Raw genomic sequence first — 21767 nt, forward strand, 5'->3', positions numbered from 1 at the left:
ATCAACATCACTTCCGAAGAAGCATGTTTTGATCTTTGTGATCCACAACCCCAAAGGGTCATGAATCTAAGATGCTCGCGTCCACTGTGTAGTTCTCAAAGTACGGGCGGTACCTCTCTCCTTGACCATTGATGTCAAGCAAAAGAGGCCCTGAGGTTCGTCCTTCCTCCACCGAAGCGGAGAAGATCCGGTCCCTCAGGACCCAACAGCGTGCATATGCAAACCCTCCAGCCGGCCACCGTTCCAATCTCCCGAAGAAGACGTACTTGCTGGCAGACTCTCACGTCTGCATCAATGTCAATGTTCCACCCATGAGCGCCACCCGAGAACATTCGTCTCAGTGTGACTTGGCAACGTAAACCTCGCTGTATACAGACGAGCGTTGCACATGCTCCTTAGAAAGGAGGTGATCCAGCCGCACCTTCCGGTACGGCTACCTTGTTACGACTTAGTCCTAATTACCGATCCCACCTTAGACAGCTCCATCCTTGCGGTTAGGCCACTGGCTTCGGGTGTTACCGACTTTCATGACTTGACGGGCGGTGTGTACAAGGCCCGGGAACGTATTCACCGCAGCGTTGCTGATCTGCGATTACTAGCGACTCCGACTTCATGAGGTCGAGTTGCAGACCTCAATCCGAACTGGGACCAGCTTTTTGGGATTCGCTCCACCTTACGGTATTGCAGCCCTTTGTACTGGCCATTGTAGCATGCGTGAAGCCCAAGACATAAGGGGCATGATGATTTGACGTCGTCCCCACCTTCCTCCGAGTTGACCCCGGCAGTATCCCATGAGTTCCCACCATTACGTGCTGGCAACATAGAACGAGGGTTGCGCTCGTTGCGGGACTTAACCCAACATCTCACGACACGAGCTGACGACAACCATGCACCACCTGTTTACGAGTGTCCAAAGAGTTGACCATTTCTGGCCCGTTCTCGTATATGTCAAGCCTTGGTAAGGTTCTTCGCGTTGCATCGAATTAATCCGCATGCTCCGCCGCTTGTGCGGGCCCCCGTCAATTCCTTTGAGTTTTAGCCTTGCGGCCGTACTCCCCAGGCGGGGCGCTTAATGCGTTAGCTACGACACGGAAACCGTGGAATGGTCCCCACATCTAGCGCCCAACGTTTACGGGGTGGACTACCAGGGTATCTAAGCCTGTTTGCTCCCCACCCTTTCGCTCCTCAGCGTCAGTAGCGGCCCAGAGATCTGCCTTCGCCATCGGTGTTCCTCCTGATATCTGCGCATTCCACCGCTACACCAGGAATTCCAATCTCCCCTACCGCACTCTAGTCTGCCCGTACCCACTGCAGACCCGAGGTTGAGCCTCGGGATTTCACAGCAGACGCGACAAACCGCCTACGAGCTCTTTACGCCCAATAATTCCGGACAACGCTTGCACCCTACGTATTACCGCGGCTGCTGGCACGTAGTTAGCCGGTGCTTTTTCTGCAGGTACCGTCACTTTCGCTTCTTCCCTGCTAAAAGAGGTTTACAACCCGAAGGCCGTCGTCCCTCACGCGGCGTTGCTGCATCAGGCTTTCGCCCATTGTGCAATATTCCCCACTGCTGCCTCCCGTAGGAGTCTGGGCCGTGTCTCAGTCCCAGTGTGGCCGGTCACCCTCTCAGGCCGGCTACCCGTCGTCGCCTTGGTGAGCCATTACCTCACCAACAAGCTGATAGGCCGCGAGTCCATCCTTGACCAAAATTCTTTCCAGCAACTCACCATGCGGTGGAAGCTCGTATCCGGTATTAGACGTCGTTTCCAACGCTTATCCCAGAGTCAAGGGCAGGTTACTCACGTGTTACTCACCCGTTCGCCACTAATCCACCCAGCAAGCTGGGCTTCATCGTTCGACTTGCATGTGTTAAGCACGCCGCCAGCGTTCGTCCTGAGCCAGGATCAAACTCTCCGTAAATGTTGAATTGCACGACCACCGAAGCAGCCGGCACATTTCGCGCACCATGCCACCGGAATAGGTGAACACGATGCAAGTTTGAAACTGACAGAACAAATCATTACTGACTTGCTTTGTTTTGTTTAAATGTTTTCCAAAGGAATCTCTTACAACATCAACCAACCGAAAAGGAAGGCATCAATTGCACGAGGTTTTTGGCATTTGACATTGTGCACGCTGTTGAGTTCTCAAGGATCGGATGCTCCTGCCTTTGGCCATCACGACCGCCCTGCAGGGCAACTTCTCTAACTTACCACTTCTTCGGTTCTTGTCAAGTCGAACCAGGAGCTGATCTGAGTGGACCGGAGTCCGTCTGATCCTCACCGCTTCGATGACCCGAGAGCTGGGAAGTTCCAACCTAGTCTTGAAGTGAGACGATCTCAAGTGTGATTTTGACTCACGTGGAGATGCTCGGCTTTTGGCTGGGTATCAGTCCCACTTGAGGCCGGGAAGCTCTTCCGCTTCCCGCACCTTTGGGGTGACGAGTGATTACTTTACGCAGACCGCCAGGGGCTGGCAAATCATCGCTGCATCCCGGGCGTGTCGCCCGGATCCACGCGCTTCAGTCCCGATCAGCGTCACCGATGCCGAGGACGGCCGCTGAGCCGGAACCGGCCGCGACGACCGTCGCGACGGCGAGTGGGCTTCCGCCCCAGGCGGTGAACGAGTACTCGTCTCCGGCGGAGTCGACCGACCAACTGCGCTCGCCCGTGGTCGAGTCGATCCCGACGAGCGTGCCGTCGAGCGTGAGCAGGAGGGTCCGATCGCTGTATCCGACGAGGCTGCCCTCGGCGTCCTGCTCCTCGTATCGGATCTCACCATCGCGAGCGCCGACCCCGGTGTATCCGCCTTCGCCGTCACCGAGCATGATCGTGTCGCCCACGGTGTAGGCGCCGTCCCAGGTGCTCGTCAGTCCGCTGCGCCACTCGACCTCGCCGGATCGCGGGTCGAGGCGGCGGACCCGCTCCCCCGACTGGTCGGCGACGACCAACAGCCCGCTCGCGTCGAGCACCACCGGCAGCGCCCCGGTCGCCTTCCAGCGCTCGGCGCCGGTGCGGTCGTCCACCCCGCGGATCGTGGTGTCGTTGCCGGAGTAGTCGATCGCGACGAGATCGCCGCCCACCTGCTGGTAGTACCAGGAGAGGTCGCCCTGCCAGTCGATGGTCGATCCGTCGTCGAGCGAGTAGACCGCACCGTCGTAGAAGAGCTTGTCGCCCGCGGTGGTCGCCCGCTCGCCGGCGTCACCGCTGACCTCCCAGACCGGGTCGGTCAGGTCCGTCGACCGGTAGCGGCCGACCGTCCCGGTGCCGTCGGCCGTGGTCGACGAGATGAGCAGGTCTCCCTCGAGACCCGGGACGAACGCCGCCGGTGCAGCGAAGTCGGCGAAGCCGATCCCCTCGACACTCGAGTGCTCTTGCGAGGTGGACACCACGTGCCCGTCGCGACGGCTCACGGCGACCATGAGGTCACCCTGGCTGAGCACGATCGCGGCCGCATCCGGTGGGGAGACGACCACCGGTGCGTCGAAGCGGTCGAACTCCGGAGAGAGCTCGGTGACGCGACGGTCCCAGAGGGTGTGGCCGTTCGCCGTGTTCACCAGGGAGACCACGGTCTCGCCCGGAGCGTCGTCGAGGGCCGACTGATCCAGTGGCCGGTCTGTCGACCACACGAGCAGCGCGGTGTTGGGGCTCGCGGTGTACCCGTTCAGGTAGAGCTCGTCGCCCGCGGGCACCTCGTCGTCCAGCGGATGCGCGAGTTCCCACGTTCCGACGGTCGGCTTCGTCGGGAGGTCGCGGAGGAGCGCGAGCCCCTCGACGCGGTGGGGAACGGCCGCGACCACGATGAGCACGACCGCGACGATCGCAGCGACCACGGCCAGTGCGAGTCCGCCGAGGAGGAACCATCGTCGGCGCGAGGGGGTCCGCTTGAGCGTGGTAGGCAACGAATCAGGGTGCCAGAGGACCCGGGGCCCGCTCTCGGTCGCGGTCTGTTCCCCAGGCGCCTCCCCCGCGGCGCTTGCCGAAGCCGGCTCGACCGCAACGGCTGTCGCCGGGAGCGGAGTCGACGCCTTCGTCGGCGTCGGCGTCGGGGCCGGGGCCGGGTTGGTGAACTCGGGGTCCGGGACCGCTGTCGTCACCGCGTTCGCCGGGATCGACGTCGCGGTACCGGGGGTCGTGGGCTCAGTCGTGTCCACGTCCGGCGACGGCAGTCGATCGGCTTCACCCGCGGGGGCACCGGTCTCGACGTGGGGTGCATCGGTCTCGACGAGGTCGCCGTCGTCGGCCGGCGTGGGCCGGTCGTCCGTCGACTCCGACTCGGGCTCGTCCGCCGATTCGTCCACCGGCTCCGGCTCTGCCGCCTCGGCCTCGGCCAGGGTCTCCACCGTCGACAGCTCGCCCGTGCGCAGCGGCAGCATGGCCCCACAACTCGGGCACACACCGTCGCGACGGTCGACGATCTCGGTCCCGCACGCCTCGCAGAGCTGCACTCGGAGCATCCCCTTCAGGTTCGATGACGACGACGATGCCGTCGTCGGCGGATCAGGCGGGCGCTCCGTCGAGGAACAGCCCGGCGAGGGTGCGCTTGCCGCGGCGCAGCACGGCCACCCCGCCCGTGAGGAACCGGTCGTCCAGGGTCGCGTCGACGTCGTCGATCTTGCGGTTGTTCACCGAGACGCCTCCCTGGGCGACCGCGCGTCGAGCCTCACCGAGGCTCGAGCACAGCTCCGTGTCGACGAGCGCCTGGATGACGAGCGTCTCCGCGGCCACCCGCGCGTTCGGCAGCTCCGTGACGGCCGACCGCAGCGTGTCCGCGTCGAGTGCGTCCAGATCGCCCTGACCGAAGAGCGCAGCCGACGCGGCGATGGCCGCATCCGTCGCGGCGACCCCGTGGACGAGCGCGGTGACGGCGTAGGCGAGGGTCTTCTGCGCCTCACGCTTGAACGGTTCCGACTCGGTCGCGGCCGCCAGTCGCTCGATCTCCACCCGATCGAGGAAGGTGAACACCTTCAGCCGGGCGATGACGTCCGCATCGTCGGTGTTGACCCAGAACTGGTAGAACGCGTACGGGCTCGTCATGCTCGGATCGAGCCAGACCGCGTTGCCTTCGCTCTTCCCGAACTTCGTGCCGTCCGAGTTCGTGATCAGCGGGGTCCCGATCGCGTGGACGGTGGCCCGCTCGACCCGGTGGATGAGGTCGGTGCCGCTCGTGAGGTTGCCCCACTGGTCGCTCCCGCCGGTCTGCAGGACGCAGCCGTATTCGCGGTACAGCTCGAGGTAGTCCATCCCCTGGAGGATCTGGTAACTGAACTCGGTGTAGCTGATCCCCGCCTCCGAGTTGAGGCGGGCACTGACCGCGTCCTTCTTCAGCATCGTGCCGACGCGGTAGTGCTTGCCGATCTCCCGGAGGAAGTCGATCGCGGAGAGCGGTGCGGTCCAATCGAGGTTGTTGACCATGCGCGCGGCGTTGTCGCCCTCGAAACTGAGGAAGCGTTCGATCTGCGCGCGGAGCGACTGCACCCACTCGGCGACGGTGTCCGGCGTGTTCAGCGTGCGCTCGGCGGTCGGTCGTGGGTCGCCGATGAGGCCGGTCGAACCACCGACGAGCCCGAGCGGGCGGTGTCCGGCCAGCTGCAGCCGACGCATGACGAGCAGCTGGACCAGGTTGCCCAGGTGGAGGCTCGCAGCCGTCGGGTCGAACCCGCAGTAGTAGGTGATCGGCGCTCCACCGAGCAGACGCTTCAGCTCCTGCTGATCCGTCGACACGTGGACGAGCCCGCGCCAGACGAGTTCGTCCCAGACGTCCTCGAAGGTCGGATCGTTGCGCTGGTCAGGAAGAGCGAGGTTCGACACGCTTGCAAGGCTATCAGCGCGGCATCGGCTGCTGGATCGGGCGCATCGGCACCGGCGCGATCGCGGCGACCACGACGTGCAGGAATTCCTCTCATTCGTCGGAGTTGTGGAAATACCTGCACGTTGCGACTAGGGTGATCGAGCCGACCCACCGCCGAGAGGAGAGCCGTGTACGTGCTGACCGTCGATCAGATCGCGAGCCGGACCGGCCCTGATCGCGCCGCCGGTGTCATCGAGTCGATCAACGAACGGTTCTCGGAGAGCCTGCTCCTCCAGGCCGAACGCACGGCGGGCGACGAGTTCCAGCTCGCCACCGAGGATGCCGAAGTCGCGCTCGCCATCGCCCTCGACCTCCTCCGGGATCGCGGCTGGAGCGTGGGCATCGGACAAGGCGACGTCCGGCGTCCGCTCCCCGATTCAACCCGAGCCGCGACCGGTCAGGCCTTCTATGCCGCGCGGGAGGCCGTCACGCGGGCCAAGCGGGCGCCCTTCCGGTTCGCGCTCGAGGCGGCCGACCAGCAGGGCGGCGCCGACGTCGAAGCGCTCATCGTACTCCTCCTCCACCTCCGCGACCGGCGGACCGCCGGCGGATGGGAGGTCGCAGACCTGCTCGCGGCCGGCGTGACCCAGTCCGAGGCTGCGGCACGACTCGGCATCACCGAGAGTTCGGTCAGTCGCCGGGTCGCGGCCGCCGGAGTCCGAGCCGAAGCCGCGGCGACCACCGCGCTCATCCGCCTCCTGGCGAAGCTCGACCAGGACGCCTCCGTGCACCACCCCGACGACCGAAAGGACGAGCGATGAACCTCGTCACGCTCACGCCCATCACCTGGCCGACCGTCATCGGCCTCCTCGGAAGCGCGCTCGTCTTCCTCCTGCTGGCCCGGGTGCTGAGCGCGCGTCTCGCGGATCGTCTCATGGTCGTGGCGGCTGCCCTCATGGTGATCGGGGCCCTCCTGGTCGCGCTCGTCCCCTCGGTTCCGCCGACCGGTCCGGCACTCGTGCTCCTCGGCGTCTTCGTCCTCGCCGTCGCGGTCGCCGGCGGTGGTCCGATCGCCTCCTTCGTCCTCGCCCTCGCGACGAAGGGCAGCGTCGCCCCCGGGATCCACGGCGGCATCCTCGTGGAGCACCGGAACCCGAGCGCCTCGCAGGTCGTGGGACGTCCGATCGAAGTGCTGCGCGGCGGGACCGCGATCGGGATCCTGGAACGGCTCGCCCTCGTCGCCGCGTTGTTCTCCGGCTATCCGGAGGCGATCGCGGTCATCGTCGCGGTGAAGGGTGTCGGACGCTTCACCGAACTCGACTCGGCCGAGGCGCGCGAGCGGTTCATCATCGGCTCGCTGGCCAGCCTCCTCTGGGCTGCCGGGGTGGCGTCGATCCTGCTGCTCGCGCGAGGCTGAGCCGGCGGGTCAGTCCACGGCCCTGGGCGAGCGGCGGTAGGGCGAGACGGTCGTCTCGCCCGGGAGCACGAACCGCCACGGGTAGGCGGCTCCCCCACCGACCCCACTGACGCCCGTCCGCGGACCGGCCGCCACGGCAAGCGGGCGCTCGGGCAGGAGCAGCTCGAAGGGCTGCTCGGCGAGGTCGTCACCCGACTGGTCGAGCGCGATCCCGAGCGCCACGGTGAGCCGCGCCGGTCCTCTGGCCAGGTCGCGATCCGGCACCCGTTCACCGCGTCGCATCCGCGCGAGCTCCAGCCCCGCGACGACCTCGCCGGCGCGCAGGAGGACGGCCGACGCCGTGCCGACCGGTGAGCACACGACGTTGATGCAGACGTGCATGCCGTAGCTGAAGTATGCGTACAGATGCCCGGGCGGACCGAACATCGGACTCGTGCGCGGGGTCGGACCACGGTGCGCATGGGAGCCGGGATCCTCGCCGACCCCGAGATAGGCCTCGACCTCGGTGAGGCGGACCGACACGGTGCCCTCGGGCGTCGTGTGGGACAGCACCGCCCCGAGCAGCGCGGGCGCGACCTCGAGAGCCGATCCCGAGGTCAGCGCCCGCAGCGGACCGGCCGTCGTCATCGGACCCCGCCCCGTCTAGAGCGAGAGGGCCTGCGACAGCGCGCCCACCCGCCCGACGAGCGTCACGAGCTGGTCCTGGACCCGCTCCGGCGCAGTCCCACCGGCGCCGAGTCGGCTACCGATCGAGCCGTCGACGGTCAGGACGCTCCGCACGGCCGGCGTGAGATGTGCCGAGACATCCGCCAGTGATGCGTCGTCGGGTTCGTCGAGTGCCAGCCCGCGCTCCTCGCAGTACCGCACGAGCTCGCCGCTGATCTCGTGAGCGTCGCGGAAGGCCACACCTTGCTTGACGAGCCACTCGGCTACGTCTGTCGCGAGGGAGAACCCCTCCGGTGCGAGCTCACGCAGCCGCGCCGTGTCGAAGCGGAGCGTCGCCACCATCCCGGTGAACGCCGGCAGCAACACCTCCAGCTGGTTCACGGAGTCGAACACCGGCTCCTTGTCCTCCTGCAGGTCGCGGTTGTACGCGAGCGGCAGCGCCTTCAGCGTCGCCAGCAACCCGGTCAGGTTCCCGATGAGTCGCCCGGACTTCCCGCGGGCGAGTTCGGCGATGTCGGGGTTCTTCTTCTGCGGCATGATGCTCGAGCCGGTCGAGTAGGCGTCGTCGAGGGTCACGAACCCGAACTCACGGGTGTTCCAGACGATGATCTCCTCAGCGAACCGGGACAGGTTGATCCCGATCAGCGAGGTGATGAACGCGAACTCAGCCACGACGTCGCGGCTGGCGGTGGCGTCGATCGAGTTCTCGGTCGGCCGGTCGAGCCCGAGCTCGTGCGCAACGAGCACCGGGTCGAGCCCGAGGGAACTGCCGGCGAGCGCTCCGGAACCGTACGGCGAGGCGCTCGCCCGGGCGAGCCAGTCGCGGAGCCGTTCCAGGTCGCGGGTGAGCGGCCAGGCGTGGGCGAGCAGCTGGTGGGCGAGCAACACCGGCTGGGCGTGCTGCAGGTGCGTGCGGCCGGGCATCACCGCGTCGGGGTGTGCTTCGGCCTGGGAGACGATCGCGTCGATCAGGTGGATGACGTCGCGGGCGATCACCCGTCCGTGATCGATGAGGTAGAGGCGCACGAGCGTCGCGATCTGGTCGTTCCGGCTCCGGCCGGCACGCAGCTTCCCACCGAGTTCCTTGCCGGCCCGTTCGACGAGCCCGCGTTCCAGCGCCGAGTGGACGTCCTCATCGCCCTCCGCCGCGACGAACGTCCCGTCGGCCACGTCGGCGTCCAGGACGTCGAGGGCGGCGAGCATTCCGCGAAGCTCGTCCTCGTCGAGGTACCCCGCCGACGCGAGCGCCTTGGCATGGGCGCGGGAACCCGCGATGTCGTATGCGGCGAGGACCCAGTCGAACTGTGTGGACTTGCTCAGACGGGCGAGTTCCGGCGACGGTCCGCTCGCGAAGCGTCCACCCCAGAGGGCCCCGGATTCGCCTGCTCGGTTCTGCTGATCTGCCACGATGGGCCTCCTGTACTGCTGGCGCCCGGAGTGCTCCGGACTGGTCGGTCGGCCGCAGCCGGGGAAGGGTCAGGCCGCGGGGCCAGCGTGCTGCTGCTCGAGCAGCCACACCAGCAGGGCCTTCTGCGCGTGGAGGCGGTTCTCCGCCTCGTCCCAGATGATGCTCTGCGCCCCGTCGATGACCTCGGCCTCGACCTCGAAGCCGCGATCGGCTGGCAGGCAGTGCATGAAGACGGCGTCGGACGCTGCGAGCCCCATGAGCCTGCGGTCGACGCGGTAGCCGCCGAAGATGGCGACGCGTTGCGCCTTCTCGTCCTCCTTGCCCATCGACACCCAGGTGTCGGTGATCATCACGTCGGCATCCGCCGCCGCAGTGTCGGGTTCGGTGGTCACGAGCACGGAGCCGCCCGTCGTCGCGGCGATGCGCTCCGCGTCGGCGACGACGTCCGCAGCCGGGGCGAACTCGGCCGGGGCGGCGATGCGGACGTGCATCCCCGCCGTCGCACCGGCCAACAGGTAGGAGTGGGCCATGTTGCTCGCACCGTCGCCGAAGAACGACATCGTCAGACCGGCCAGTTCGCCCTTGTGCTCGCGGATCGTGAGGAGGTCGGCGAGCAGCTGGCACGGGTGGAAGTCGTCGGACAGCGCGTTGACGACGGGCACCGTCGTCCCGGCGGAGATCTCCTCGAGACCGGACTGGGCGTAGGTCCGCCAGACGATCGCCGCGACCTGACGTTCGAGGACACGAGCGGTGTCGGCGGCCGTCTCCTTGCCGCCGAGCTGGCTGTTGGCCGTCGAGATGATGAGCGGTGATCCGCCGAGGTCGGCGATCCCCACGGCGAAGGAGACGCGTGTCCGCGTCGACGACTTGTCGAAGATGACCGCGACGGTCTGCGGGCCTTCGAGCGGCTTGCGCGACCAGCGGTCGCGCTTCAGCTCGGTGGCGAGGTCGAGGATCTCGGCCTGCTCGGCCGGGCTGAGGTCGTCGTCGCGGAGGAAGTGACGGGTCATGGCTGGTGGTCCTGTTCGTGTGGGTCGATGGCCGGTCAGGCCTGGACGGTGTCGAGCGCTGCGCGGAAGAGGGAGGTGAACTCGTCGATCTCGGCGTCGCCGATGATGAGCGGCGGCGCGATCCGGATGCTCGTCGCGTTCGGGGCGTTGATGATGAGCCCTCGGTCGAACGCCGCGGCCGACAGCTCGGCCGCCACCGGGGCGCTCAAGCCGATGCCGATGAGCAGCCCGTGTCCGCGGACCTCCTCGACGAGCGGGGAACCGATGGCGGTGATGACGGCCCGCAACTGCTCACCGCGCGCGGCGGCGTTCTGCACGAGACCGGCGCGCTCGATCTCCTCGAGCACCGCGTTCGCCGTCGCGGTCGCGAGCGGGTTGCCTCCGAAGGTGCTGCCGTGCTGGCCGGGTCCGAACAGCTCGGAGGCGGCGCCGAAGGTGATGAGGGCGCCGATCGGCATGCCACCGCCGATCCCCTTGGCGACGGTGATCGCGTCCGGGACGATGCCGTCCCGCTGGAACGCGAACCACTCCCCCGTCCGGCCGGCCCCGGTCTGGATCTCGTCGATGATGAGCAGCACGCCGTGTGCCTCGGTGAGTGCCCTGGCACGGGCGAGGTAGCCCTCCGGCAGATCGATGACGCCGGCTTCGCCCTTGATCGGTTCGAGGATCAGCGCGGCGACCCGGTCGTCAATCGCCGCCTCGAGTGCCTCGATCGTGGTCGGGATGTGCTCGACGCCGCCCGGGAGCGGGTGGAACCCCTCCTGCAGGGCAGGCTTGCCGGTCAGGGCGAGCGCGCCGAAGGTCCGCCCGTGGAAGGAGTTCTCCAGGGTGAGGACCCGGGTCCGCGATCCGTCGCCGTGGTTGAGTCGGGCGAGCTTGAACGCCGCCTCGTTCGCCTCGGCACCGGAGTTCGCGAAGTACACCCGACCGCCCTCGTCCGCTCCGGCGAGACGCTTCAGCCGGGCCGCGAGCTCGAGCTGCGGCGGACTCGAGAAGTAGTTGGAGACGTGCGCGAGCGTGCTCGCCTGTCGCGTGATCGCACCGACGAACGCCGGATGCGCATGTCCCAGTGCGTTCACCGCGATGCCCGCGAGGAAGTCGAGGTAGCGGTTGCCCTCGGCGTCCCAGACATGGCATCCCTCACCGCGCGTCAGCATGGCGATCGGTGTGTTGAACGTGCGCATCATGTCGCGGTCGACGCGGCTCTTCCAGTCGCTCATGAGTCCTCCGGGACGACCTCGGTGCCTGAGCCGTTCTGGGTGAACACCTCGAGCAGGATGGAGTGGGGTACGCGGCCGTCGATGATGGCAGCCTTGGCGACCCCGCCGTCGACGGCGTCGAGGCAGGCGGTCATCTTCGGGATCATGCCCGATTCGAGCGTGGGCAGCATGGCTCGGAGCTCACTCGTCGTGATCTGCGAGACGAGCGAGTCGCGGTTGGGCCAGTCGCTGTACAGCCCGGCGACATCGGTCAGGATGACGAGCTTCGCGGCACCGAGTGCCACGGCGAGCGCCGCGGCGGCCGCATCGGCGTTCACGTTGAGCGTCTGGCCGGGCTGGTCGAGGTCGGGGGCGATCGAGGAGACCACCGGGATGTTGCCGGCGTCGAGGTAGGCCTGCACCGAGGTCGGGTCGACGCTGACGACGTCGCCGACGAGCCCGATGTCCACGGTCTCGCCGTCGACGACGATCGAGCGACGACGCCCGCCGAACAGGCCCGCGTCCTCGCCGGACAGTCCTGCGGCGAGCGGGCCGTGTCCGTTGATCCGCCCCACGAGCTCGGGGTTGACCTGACCGGTGAGGACCATGCGGACGACCTCCATGGCCTCGGGCGTCGTGACCCGGTACCCGCCGCGGAACTCGCTGTGGATGTCGAGCCGCTCGAGCATCGCGGAGATCTGCGGGCCGCCACCGTGCACGACGACGGGCTTGAGCCCCGCGTAGCGCAGGTAGACCATGTCCTCCGCGAACGCCTGCGCGAGCTCGTCGCTCACCATCGCGTTGCCGCCGAACTTGACGACGATCGTCTGGTCGCGGAAGGTCTTCAGCCAGGGAAGCGACTCGATGAGGGTGGCGGCCTTGATCGCCGCCTCCTCGGGAGAGTTGTCTCGATACTGGGTCATCATCAGCTCGCGTACGCGCTGTTCTCGTGCACATAGTCGTGCGTGAGGTCGTTCGTCCAGATGGTGGCTCCCGTGTCACCGGCGTGGAGGTCGATGAGCACGTGCACGGCGCGCGGTGAGAGGTCGACGAGGTCGCGCGACTGATCCGGCTCGCCGGCGGTGCACACCTGGACGCCGTTCATGGCCACGTCGATCCCGTACGGGTCGAACTCGGCGCCCGTGGTCCCGACGGCCGCGAGCACCCGGCCCCAGTTCGGGTCGTTGCCGAAGATGGCCGCCTTGAAGAGGTTGCTGCGCGAGACCGCGCGGGCGACCTCGACCGCGTCGTCCTCGGACACCGCGCCGACGACCTCGATCGCGACGTCGTGGGCCGCGCCCTCGGCATCGGCTTGCAATTGCAGGGTGAGGTCGCGGCACACCTCCGTCAGCGCCTCGGTGAAGGCGGACAGCTCCGGGGTGACGCCGCTCGACCCGGACGCGAGGAGCGACACCGTGTCGTTGGTGGACATGCAGCCGTCGGAGTCGAGGCGGTCGAAGGTGACACGGGTCGCGCTGTGGAGCGCCTGGTCGAGCTGCGCCGGCTCGAGCACAGCGTCGGTCGTGATGACGACGAGCATCGTCGCGAGCCCGGGGGCGAGCATGCCCGCACCCTTCGCCATGCCGCCGACGGTCCATCCGTCCGCGCTCCGAACGGCCTGTTTCGGCTTCGTGTCGGTCGTCATGATCGCGGTCGCCGCGGCGAGGCCGGCCGCTTCGCTCGCACCGTCCTCGTCGGCGACCGCGCGGGTGGCGTCCCAGACACCCGCGGTCAGCTTGTCGAGGTCGAGCTGTTCGCCGATGAGGCCGGTGGAGCACACGAGCACGTCGCCGGCCGAGATCGCGAGCCGCTCGGCGACGGCCTCCGCGGTCGCGTGGGTGGTCTGGAAACCGCGCGTCCCCGTGTAGCAGTTCGCCCCACCCGAATTCAGGACGATCGCCGAGACGATGCCGTCCTGCATGACCTGCTCGCTCCAGAGGACCGGGTTGGCCTTGCACCGGTTGCTGGTGAAGACCGTCGCCGCATGCTGCAACGGACCGACGTTCTGGACCACCGCGAGGTCGAGGCCCCCGGAAGACTTGAGACCGCAGGCGACGCCCGCCGCGAGGAACCCTGCTGCTGCTGTCACACTCACGGTGCCACTCCATTCACACTCAATCCGGTCGTCTCGGGGAGCCCGAGCGCGATGTTCGCCGATTGGATCGCCGCGCCGGCGGTCCCCTTCACGAGGTTGTCGACGGCGGTCACGACGACGACCCGTCCCACCGTCTCGTCGACGGCGAGTCCGATCAGCGCGGTGTTGGCGCCGAGGACGTCGGCCGTCCGTGGGAACGAGCCCTCGGGCAGCACCTGGACGAACGGTTCGTCGGCGTAGGCCGTCTCCCAGGCCTCGCGGACCGCTGCCGCCGTGGTGCCCGCGACGATGCGCGCCGTCGAGGTCGCCAGGATGCCGCGCGACATCGGGACGATGACCGGGGTGAACGAGATGGACGCGCGATCGGTACCGGCCGCCCGGAGACTCTGCGTGATCTCGGGAATGTGCCGGTGGGTACCGCCGACGGCGTACGGGTTGGCCGTGCCGAGCACCTCGCTCGCGAGCAGGTTGACCTTCAGGCTCTTCCCCGCGCCGGACGGCCCGACGGCGAGCACGGAGACGAGGTCGAGCGGCTCGATCACTCCCGCGGCGATGCCGGGCGCGAGGGACAGGGCGACGGTGCTCGCGTTGCATCCGGGAGCGGCGATCCGCTTGGCGCCCACGAGTGCGTCGCGCCCCCGACCGGTGGACGTCTGGAGCTCCGGCACGCCGTAGGCCCAGGCGCCGAAGTAGTCGCCGCCGTAGAAGGCGTCCCAGTCGGTTTCGTCGACGAGCCGATGGTCGGCTCCGCAGTCGACGACGAGGGTCTCCGGCGGAAGCGATGCCGTGACCTCACCCGACTTGCCGTGCGGCAGGGCGAGGAAGACGACGTCGTGTCCCGCGAGCACCTCCGGCGTCGTCGCTTCGAGGACGAGATGCCGGAGCGATCGGAGGTGTGGCTGGTGGTCGACGAGCGGTTGACCGGCGTTCGCGTGCGCGGTCACCGTCCGGACGTCGAAGTCGGGGTGGTCGGCGAGCAGCCGAAGCAGCTCGCCTCCTGCGTAGCCGGATGCTCCGGCCACCGCTACAGAGAAGGACATGGCTCTACCTTATTGAGTGGACGCTCGAGGGGCGGAGGCGGCGACTCCTGGACGACTGCACGGTCACCTGGACCGTGCGAGCACCGGGGTCGCCTATCGTCGCTCTGCGGTAGCGCGTGCGGACACGGGACGGCGGAGGGCGCGGAGCGTGATCGCCCGCGAAGAACCCTGTGCCTGGAAACGTGCCATGTCGAGAGCGTACTACGACGACGAGGATGCCGACGAATCCGCGCCCGGAGCAGCCCGCTCCGCGATGAGCGCGGCCTGGACCCGCGACCGTGCGTCGAGCTTCACGAGGATCCGGGACACGTGCGTGCGGGCCGTCGCCTCCGACAGCCCGAGCGCGGTCGCGATCCCCGCGTTGCTCAGTCCAGCGCGCAGCTGCTCGAGGACTTCACGCTCCCGCGGTGTCAGTGTGGCCAGACCGGGGTGCGGCAGCGCCGGCTCCGGCACGACCGGAGGTCTGGCCGCGGCGAGACGTTCGAGGACTCGGCGGGTCACCTCAGGGGCGAGCACCGCCTCGCCCGCATGCACTCGTCGGATCGCGTCGACGAGGCCGGCAGCGGAGACCGTCTTCACCAGGAAGGCGTTCGCCCCGGCCGCCAGCGCCTCGTCGACGTACCGGTCGAGCGCGAAGGTCGTGAGCATGATGATGCTCGGCGGTGGGGTGGCCGCAGCGAGGATGGCCGGGATCGCGTCGATGCCGGAGGCACGCGGCATCTGGACGTCGAGCAGCACGACGTCCGGTCGATGTCGCGCGGCTTGCGCGACGACGGCCTCCCCGTCCGCCGCCTCGGCGACGACCAGGATGTCGTCCGGCTCGTCGAGCAGCGCTCCCAGACCCGCTCTGACGGCGGCATGGTCGTCCGCGATGAGGACCGTGATGGTCATGACGCCCCTCCTGCGGTGACGACCGCGGGGGTGGTCGGTGACACGGGGCTCGGCACGGTGAGCGCCGTCCGCCAGTCCGGACCGTCCGGCCCCGCGACGAGGTCGCCTCCGATCAGACGTGCCCGCTCGGCCAGGCCGACGAGGCCGACCCCACCGGACCCGGCGAGCACCGAAGACGAGGTCGCCGTCGGCAGCGGGTTGCTGAGCGTGACGGACAGGGCACCGGGCGGGAGCGAGACCTCGACCCGGACGGAGGCACCCGGTGCGTGCTTCGCGGTGTTCGTCAGGCCTTCGACGAGCGTGCGGAGCCCGACGATCGAGGTCTGCGCGGGGACCTCGGCGAGCGCCGCGTCGTCCGGTGCCCGTACCTCCACCTCTAGCCCGTTGGCGCGGGCGACCTCGACCGCGCGGCGGACCGACTCGGCCGTGAGTCGGTCCGGTGCCTGGGTCGGGTCGTCGGTCGACTGGTCACCGCGGAGCACGTCGATCATGGTGCGCATGTCGGCGAGCGCGTCGAGACTGCTCGTCCGGACGAGTGCGAGGCTGCGCCGCAGCGCCACCGGGTCGGTGCCGTCGCGTCGTTCCAGGGCCGCCGCCGACTGCATCGCGATCGCCGAGAGGTGACCGGCGATGACGTCGTGCAGCTCCCGGCTGAGCTCGAGCCGTTCACGGGTCACGGCGTCCTGCCGGAGCGCAGCCGCCGCCTGGGCGATCGTGTCCGCGCGCTCGCGCTGGCGTTCGGCCTCGAGACGGGGGTACCGGACCATCCTGCCGTACCAGATCGAGCTCGCCAGGATGACCGGGACGATGATGAGCGAGCCGAGGACCACGCCGCGACCGAGCCGGGTGACGGCCTCGACGTCGTCGGTGAACCAGATCACCGCGAAGACACCGACCGACACGACGGCGAGCGCGGTGCAGGCGAACGCGGCGACGTCCATGACCCGGGACCGCGAGTAGAGCGCCGCCGCATAGGCGAGGTCGGACACGACGATGAGCATCCCGAGGCCGCTGCCTCCGGTGGTGAGCGCCTCGGCGAGGGCGATCAGGACGCCGACGGCCAGCGTGGTCAACGGGCGTCGACGGCGGAGCAGGTGCACCGCCAGGATGGCGGCGAGGAAGACGAGGGTGAGGAGGAGCGGCGGTTCCGACACGGTCGTCCCCCAGGGGACATGGATCCCGAGGAGGGCGAACAGGAGTCCCATGGCCGCGCACACCGTGGTGATGACCGGCTCGCGGTGTCGATCCACCCATGCGCGCGGTCCTTCGAGAGCAGCCATACCTCCATCACACCAGCTCGCGCCACACGGCGCGAGCGCCGGAGGGACGAGCCCGCGTACGCAGTTCCGCTGACCCCGTCGCCGGAGGATCAGCAGCACGGTCGATGTGGCACGGCATCACCCCGCGACACCATCGGAACATGGACAGCTTCACTGAACTCTTCGGCACGAGCCCACTCATCTGGGCCATCCTCGGCGCGGAGGCGGCGTTCTGGATCCTCCTCTTCGGCGGGCTCGCGGTCCGCTACCTCCTCCGGCGACGCCGGCTCAGCGCGATCATGTTGATCGGTGTACCGGTCGTGGACCTCGTCCTCCTGGTCCTGACCGCGACCGACCTCGCGTCCGGCGAGGAGCCCAACGTCACGCACCTCCTCGCGACCATCTACCTGGGCTTCACGGTGGCGTTCGGCCACGCGCTCATCACGAAGGCGGACGTCTGGTTCGCACACCGGTTCGCCGGCGGTCCAGCACCGCGGCCGAAGCCGAAGTCCGGGCCCGCGTACGTCCGGGCCGCCTGGTCGGAGTGGCGTCGGGTGGTCCTCGCCGTCGCGATCGCGGTCGCCGGGCTCCTCGCGATGCAGGCCATGGTCGGCTGGACCGTCCCCGCGTCCTTCGCCCTCGCGAACGAGGATGTCATCTGGGGCATGATCATCAAGCTCGTCGCGATCACCGGCATCTGGTTCGCCGCAGGCCCGGTGTACGCCGTCCTCTTCCGGAGCTCCGCGCCCGCGCCTGACACCACGGAGCGGGTTTCAGATTCCGTTCCGACATCTCAGGGGCATCCCTAACGGCGCTCTATCTCATATCTGAGATAGAGTGACGACATGGAAGACACGGCAACGTTTGAACGAACGGACCCTGCGGCACCGCTCCGGCAGGTCGGAGCACTCATCCGCGGCGCCCGTCAGGGACGCAAACTCACCCAGGCCCAGCTGGCGGAACGCGTCGGCACGAGCCAGAGTGCGATCAACCGGATCGAGCAGGGCAGTCAGAACATCAGCATCGACCTCCTGAGCCGGATCAGCACCGCGCTCGAGAGTGAGATCGTCAGTTTCGGCGAACAGAAGAAGAACTCGCACCTCCGCGTCCAGGGCGGCCGACAGCTGCACGGGACCATCGCGGTGCGTTCGAGCAAGAACGCCTCGGTCGCGCTCCTGTGCGCGGCGCTCATGAACCGCGGCCGCACCACGCTGCACGGCATCGCCCGGATCGTCGAGGTCGACCGCATCATCGACGTCCTGCGCAGCCTGGGCGTCTCCGTGGTCTGGTCGCCCGACGGCCAGGACGTCGAGATCCACGTCCCGGACGACCTCTCACTCGAGAGCATCGACGAGGACGCCGGTCGCCGGACCCGCAGTGTGCTCATGTTCCTCGGCCCGCTGCTCGGCCGCTACGACACCTTCGCCCTCCCCTACGCCGGTGGTTGCGACCTCGGGACCCGGACCGTCGAACCGCACCTCATCGCGCTCCGGCCGTTCGGCTTGTCCATCGAAGCGACCGCCGGCTGGTACCAGGCCACCGTCGCCCCCGACGTGCCCGAGGAGCTGAGCGTCGTGCTCACCGAGCGCGGCGACACCGTGACCGAGAACGCCATCATGGCCGCCGCGGTACGCGACGGCGTCACGACCATCCGCAACGCCAGCCCGAACTACATGGTGCAGGACCTGTGCTTCTACCTGGAGCTCCTCGGCATCACCATCGAGGGCATCGGGAGCACGACGCTCCGGATCACCGGCCGCAGCGTCATCAACGAGGACGTGGACTACTGGCCGAGTGAGGACCCGGTGGAGGCGATGAGTCTACTCACCGCCGGGATCGTCACCGACTCGGAGATCACCGTCACGCGCGTGCCGATCGAGTTCATGGAGATCGAGCTCGCGACGCTCGGCGAGATGGGACTGCGCTACACCCGCTCCCCCGAGTACGCAGCCGCGAACGGTCGGACCCGTCTCGTCGACGTCACCGTGCACCCCTCGAAGCTGCACGCCCCGATCGACAAGATCCACCCCATGCCGTTCCCGGGGCTCAACATCGACAACCTCCCGTTCTTCGCGGTCATCGCGGCCTGCGCCGAGGGCGACACGCTCATCCACGACTGGGTGTACGAGGGCAGGGCGATCCACCTCACCGACCTGACGCGACTCGGCGCGAACGTCCGCCTGCGCGACCCGCACCGCATCGACGTCTCCGGGCCGACGCACTGGTCCGGCGCCGAGGTGAGCTGCCCTCCCGCGCTGCGACCGGCCGTCGTCATCCTGCTCGCCATGCTCGCCGCGAAGGGCACGAGCGTGCTCCGGAACGTCGACATCATCGCTCGCGGGTACGAGCAGCTGCAGGAGCGACTCATCACCCTGGGTGCGTCGATCGAGACCTTCCGCGACTGAGTCGTCCCGTCCGACGGACGCGGCCCCGCAGATCGTCGATCCGCGGGGCCGCTGTCGTCCGGTACGACCGGCTCAGTCCCGGATGCTCGCGCCGAAGCGCTCGGCCGCCACTGCCGCGCCGGCCAGCTTCGCGTCGCTCGCCTCCGCCGCGGTGAGCGTGCGGTCCGGCGCGCGGAACCGCAGGGCGAAGGTCAGGCTCTTGCCACCCTCGGGCACGCCCGAACCGCGATAGTCGTCGACGAGGCGGATGTGCTCGAGCAGCGAACCGGCTCCGACCCGGACGGCGTCGAGGACCTCACCGGCCGAGACCGTCGCGGGGACGAGCAGCGAGAGGTCCTGCGTCGCAGCAGGAAGGGTTCCGATGCCGACGGCCTCGGGCAGTGCGTCGCCGAGCGCGATGATGCGATCCAGGTCGAGTTCCGCGACCGCCACGACACGCGGCAGGTTCGCCTCCTCGGCGACGGCCGGGTGCACCTCCCCCGCGTACCCCACCAGGACGTCGCCGACATGCAGCGCCGCAGTCCGTCCGGGGTGCAGTGCCTGGTGGCTGCCCTGCGAGACGGTGATGTCGACACCGGTCGCCACTGCGACGGCCTGGACCGCCTCGAGCGCGTCCGCGATACCGGCCGCGACGGCGGGCTGGCCCGGCTGCTTCGCGACGGCGTTGCCGACCGCGAGGAATCCGAGATGACGCGGTTGGGCCGGGACCCCCGCCTCGAGCTCCTCGAGCTGGGCCTCGCTCGGACGGACCGCCGCCTGCGGGAGTTCGGCCTGGCCGAACGCGCCGTGACGGGACGGACGGAACACCGCGCCCACCTCGAAGATCGAGAGGTCGGTCAGACCGCGCGAGACGTTCCGGTGGGCCACCGCGAGGAGACCGGGCAGAATCGACGCACGGAGGAAGGGGGCCTTCGCGTCGAGCGGGTTCGCGAGCTTCACGGCTGGGAACGCACCCGGCTGCGGAGCGCCGAACCGCGCGTTCTCCTCGGCGGAGACGAACGGATAGGCCAACACCTCGGTCGCGCCGCCGTAGGCGAGCGCATCGGCGACCCCACGGCGCAACCGCTGCGAACGCGAGAGCCCACGTCCCGGAGGCGCGACGGGGAGCACCGACGGGATGCGGTCGTATCCGAGGATCCGCGCCACCTCCTCGGCGAGGTCCTCCTTGCCGGTGATGTCGTGGCGCCAGCTCGGCGGCGTCACGAGCAGGCCGCCATCGGTCGCCTCGACGGCCGCGCCGATCTCGGCGAGCGCGGATCGTGTCTCGTCCGCTCCGAACGTGACGCCGATGAGGCCGTTGATGTAGTCGTCGGGGAGCAGGATCGGCTCGCGATCCGGCGCCGTGGTGACGGTGGAGCCGAGGTCGTCCGTCCGGCCACCGGCCAGGTCGACGAGCAACTGCGCGACGCGACCGGCGGCCGCGACGGCGATCTGCGGATCGACACCGCGCTCGAACCGCTTCGAGGCCTCGCTCGGCAGCTTGTGGCGGCGCGCGCTCCGCGCGATGGACACCTGGTCGAAGTTCGCGGCCTCGATGAGGACGTTGCGCGTGGCATCGGTGATCTCGGTGTCGAGGCCACCCATCACGCCCGCGAGCCCGATCGGGCCCGAGTCGTCGGTGATCAGCAGGTCCTCGTCGTGGAGCTTCCGCTCCTGGCCGTCGAGCGTGACGAAGGTCTCGCCCGCCCGCGCGCGCCGGACGACGATGCCGCCCGTGAGCTTGTCGAGGTCGTACCCGTGGATCGGCTGTCCGAGCTCGAGCATGACGTAGTTCGTGATGTCGACGACGAGCGACAGCGAGCGGATGCCGGCGAGCTTCAACCGCGCCACCATCCACGGCGGGGTCGGCTTCGTCGGGTCGACGTCGCGCACGACGCGGGTGACGAAGACGCTCGACCCGACGCGATCGCGGATCGGCGCCGCATCCTCGATCGTGACGGGGAAGCCGTCGAGTGGCCCGGTGAACGCCTCGGGGACGCTCGCCGCCGGGTCGCGGAAGGCCACACCGGTCGCGTGCGAGTACTCGCGTGCGACCCCTCGGATCGAGAACGCGTAGCCGCGATCGGGCGTCACGTTGAGCTCGACCGCAGCGTCGTCGAGACCGAGCAGGCTGATCGCGTCGGTGCCGACGGGTGCCTCGACCCCGATCGTCGAGAGGCGCAGGATCCCGTCGTGGTCCTCACCGAGACCGAGCTCGCGAGCCGAGGCGATCATGCCGTCGGACACGTGGCCGTAGGTCTTGCGAGCGGCGATCGGGAACGGACCGGGCAGCACGGCGCCGGGCAGGGTGACGACCACCTGGTCGCCGACGAAGAAGTTGCCGGCACCGCAGACGATGCCCCGCACGGCGCCCTCGGCGTCACCCTCGGCGACGCGGACCTGGCACCAGCGGATGGTCTTGCCGTTGGACTGCGGCTCCTCGACGTACTCGAGGACCTCGCCGACCACGATGGGACCGGTCAGCTCGAAGCGGTGGACGTCCTCCTCCTCGAGCCCGACGCGCACGAGCGCGGCGTGGACGTCTTCGGGGGTGGTCCCCGGGGCGAGTTCGACGAACTCCCCGAGCCAGCTCAATGGAACACGCACG

16 protein-coding genes and 1 rRNA gene are annotated in these 21767 nt (G+C 68.5%); 4 read left to right on the forward strand and 13 right to left on the reverse strand.

Annotated features, from left to right (window positions below):
- Nucleotides 1-399: 399 nt before the first annotated feature.
- The 3 genes from ACLIME_RS06635 to tyrS all read right to left on the reverse strand — a co-directional run bounded on the left by ACLIME_RS06635 (nt 400) and on the right by tyrS (nt 5810).
- Nucleotides 400-1920 (reverse strand): 16S ribosomal RNA (locus tag ACLIME_RS06635).
- A gap of 601 nt (nt 1921-2521) precedes the next feature.
- Nucleotides 2522-4456 (reverse strand): PQQ-binding-like beta-propeller repeat protein, encoded by a 1935-nt coding sequence (locus ACLIME_RS06640; protein WP_411558472.1) that lies wholly within the window; start codon nt 4454-4456, stop codon nt 2522-2524.
- Nucleotides 4457-4499: 43 nt separating this feature from the next.
- Nucleotides 4500-5810, reverse strand: coding sequence for a tyrosine--tRNA ligase (gene tyrS / locus ACLIME_RS06645; RefSeq protein WP_121291724.1), 1311 nt, complete (start codon nt 5808-5810; stop codon nt 4500-4502).
- A gap of 168 nt (nt 5811-5978) precedes the next feature.
- Here tyrS and ACLIME_RS06650 point away from each other — a divergent pair, with 168 nt between their 5' ends.
- Together ACLIME_RS06650 and ACLIME_RS06655 are read left to right on the forward strand one after the other, a co-directional pair.
- Nucleotides 5979-6611: a DNA-binding protein gene (locus tag ACLIME_RS06650; protein ID WP_411558473.1), complete on the forward strand. Its 633-nt coding sequence runs from the start codon at nt 5979-5981 to the stop codon at nt 6609-6611.
- Complete coding sequence (locus ACLIME_RS06655; RefSeq protein WP_191941328.1) at nt 6608-7207, forward strand: hypothetical protein; 600 nt, start codon at nt 6608-6610, stop codon at nt 7205-7207. Before ACLIME_RS06650 ends, ACLIME_RS06655 begins: the two co-directional genes overlap by 4 nt.
- A 9-nt stretch (nt 7208-7216) precedes the next feature.
- Here the strand turns inward: ACLIME_RS06655 and ACLIME_RS06660 are convergent, their stop codons facing one another.
- The 9 genes from ACLIME_RS06660 to ACLIME_RS06700 form a co-directional block, all read right to left on the reverse strand.
- A complete protein-coding gene (locus ACLIME_RS06660) occupies nt 7217-7834 on the reverse strand; it encodes a DNA-3-methyladenine glycosylase (RefSeq protein WP_411558474.1) in 618 nt (205 codons plus the stop codon).
- Between the two features lie 15 nt (nt 7835-7849).
- Nucleotides 7850-9280 (reverse strand): argininosuccinate lyase, encoded by a 1431-nt coding sequence (gene argH / locus ACLIME_RS06665; protein ID WP_411558475.1) that lies wholly within the window; start codon nt 9278-9280, stop codon nt 7850-7852.
- A gap of 69 nt (nt 9281-9349) precedes the next feature.
- Nucleotides 9350-10291 carry an ornithine carbamoyltransferase gene (argF, locus tag ACLIME_RS06670; RefSeq protein ID WP_411558476.1) on the reverse strand — a complete coding sequence of 314 codons (942 nt, stop codon included), beginning with the start codon at nt 10289-10291 and terminating at the stop codon, nt 9350-9352.
- Nucleotides 10292-10326: 35 nt separating this feature from the next.
- Complete coding sequence (locus ACLIME_RS06675) at nt 10327-11511, reverse strand: acetylornithine transaminase (RefSeq protein ID WP_411558477.1); 1185 nt, start codon at nt 11509-11511, stop codon at nt 10327-10329.
- Nucleotides 11508-12413: an acetylglutamate kinase gene (argB, locus tag ACLIME_RS06680; protein WP_411558478.1), complete on the reverse strand. Its 906-nt coding sequence runs from the start codon at nt 12411-12413 to the stop codon at nt 11508-11510. Before argB ends, ACLIME_RS06675 begins: the two co-directional genes overlap by 4 nt.
- Nucleotides 12414-12415: 2 nt before the next feature.
- Nucleotides 12416-13585 carry a bifunctional glutamate N-acetyltransferase/amino-acid acetyltransferase ArgJ gene (argJ, locus tag ACLIME_RS06685; protein ID WP_411558479.1) on the reverse strand — a complete coding sequence of 390 codons (1170 nt, stop codon included), beginning with the start codon at nt 13583-13585 and terminating at the stop codon, nt 12416-12418.
- Entirely contained in the window at nt 13582-14625 is a 1044-nt protein-coding gene (gene argC, locus ACLIME_RS06690; RefSeq protein ID WP_411558480.1) for an N-acetyl-gamma-glutamyl-phosphate reductase, read from the reverse strand. The genes argJ and argC overlap by 4 nt, the downstream gene beginning before the upstream one ends.
- A 201-nt stretch (nt 14626-14826) precedes the next feature.
- Complete coding sequence (locus ACLIME_RS06695; protein WP_191941332.1) at nt 14827-15516, reverse strand: response regulator; 690 nt, start codon at nt 15514-15516, stop codon at nt 14827-14829.
- Complete coding sequence (locus tag ACLIME_RS06700; RefSeq protein WP_411558481.1) at nt 15513-16796, reverse strand: sensor histidine kinase; 1284 nt, start codon at nt 16794-16796, stop codon at nt 15513-15515. The genes ACLIME_RS06695 and ACLIME_RS06700 overlap by 4 nt, the downstream gene beginning before the upstream one ends.
- A 140-nt stretch (nt 16797-16936) precedes the next feature.
- Between ACLIME_RS06700 and ACLIME_RS06705 the strand changes: the two genes are divergently transcribed.
- On the forward strand, nt 16937-17584 hold the full coding sequence (locus ACLIME_RS06705; protein WP_411558482.1) for a hypothetical protein: 648 nt from the start codon (nt 16937-16939) through the stop codon (nt 17582-17584).
- A gap of 36 nt (nt 17585-17620) precedes the next feature.
- Complete coding sequence (locus ACLIME_RS06710) at nt 17621-19180, forward strand: helix-turn-helix domain-containing protein (protein ID WP_124769494.1); 1560 nt, start codon at nt 17621-17623, stop codon at nt 19178-19180.
- A 72-nt stretch (nt 19181-19252) separates the two neighbouring features.
- Here ACLIME_RS06710 and pheT read toward each other — a convergent pair whose 3' ends face one another.
- Nucleotides 19253-21766, reverse strand: coding sequence for a phenylalanine--tRNA ligase subunit beta (gene pheT, locus ACLIME_RS06715; protein ID WP_411558483.1), 2514 nt, complete (start codon nt 21764-21766; stop codon nt 19253-19255).
- Nucleotide 21767 lies beyond the last annotated feature (1 nt).

Source organism: Plantibacter sp. MPB07 (genome assembly GCF_046619465.1).
GTDB lineage: Bacteria > Actinomycetota > Actinomycetes > Actinomycetales > Microbacteriaceae > Plantibacter > Plantibacter auratus.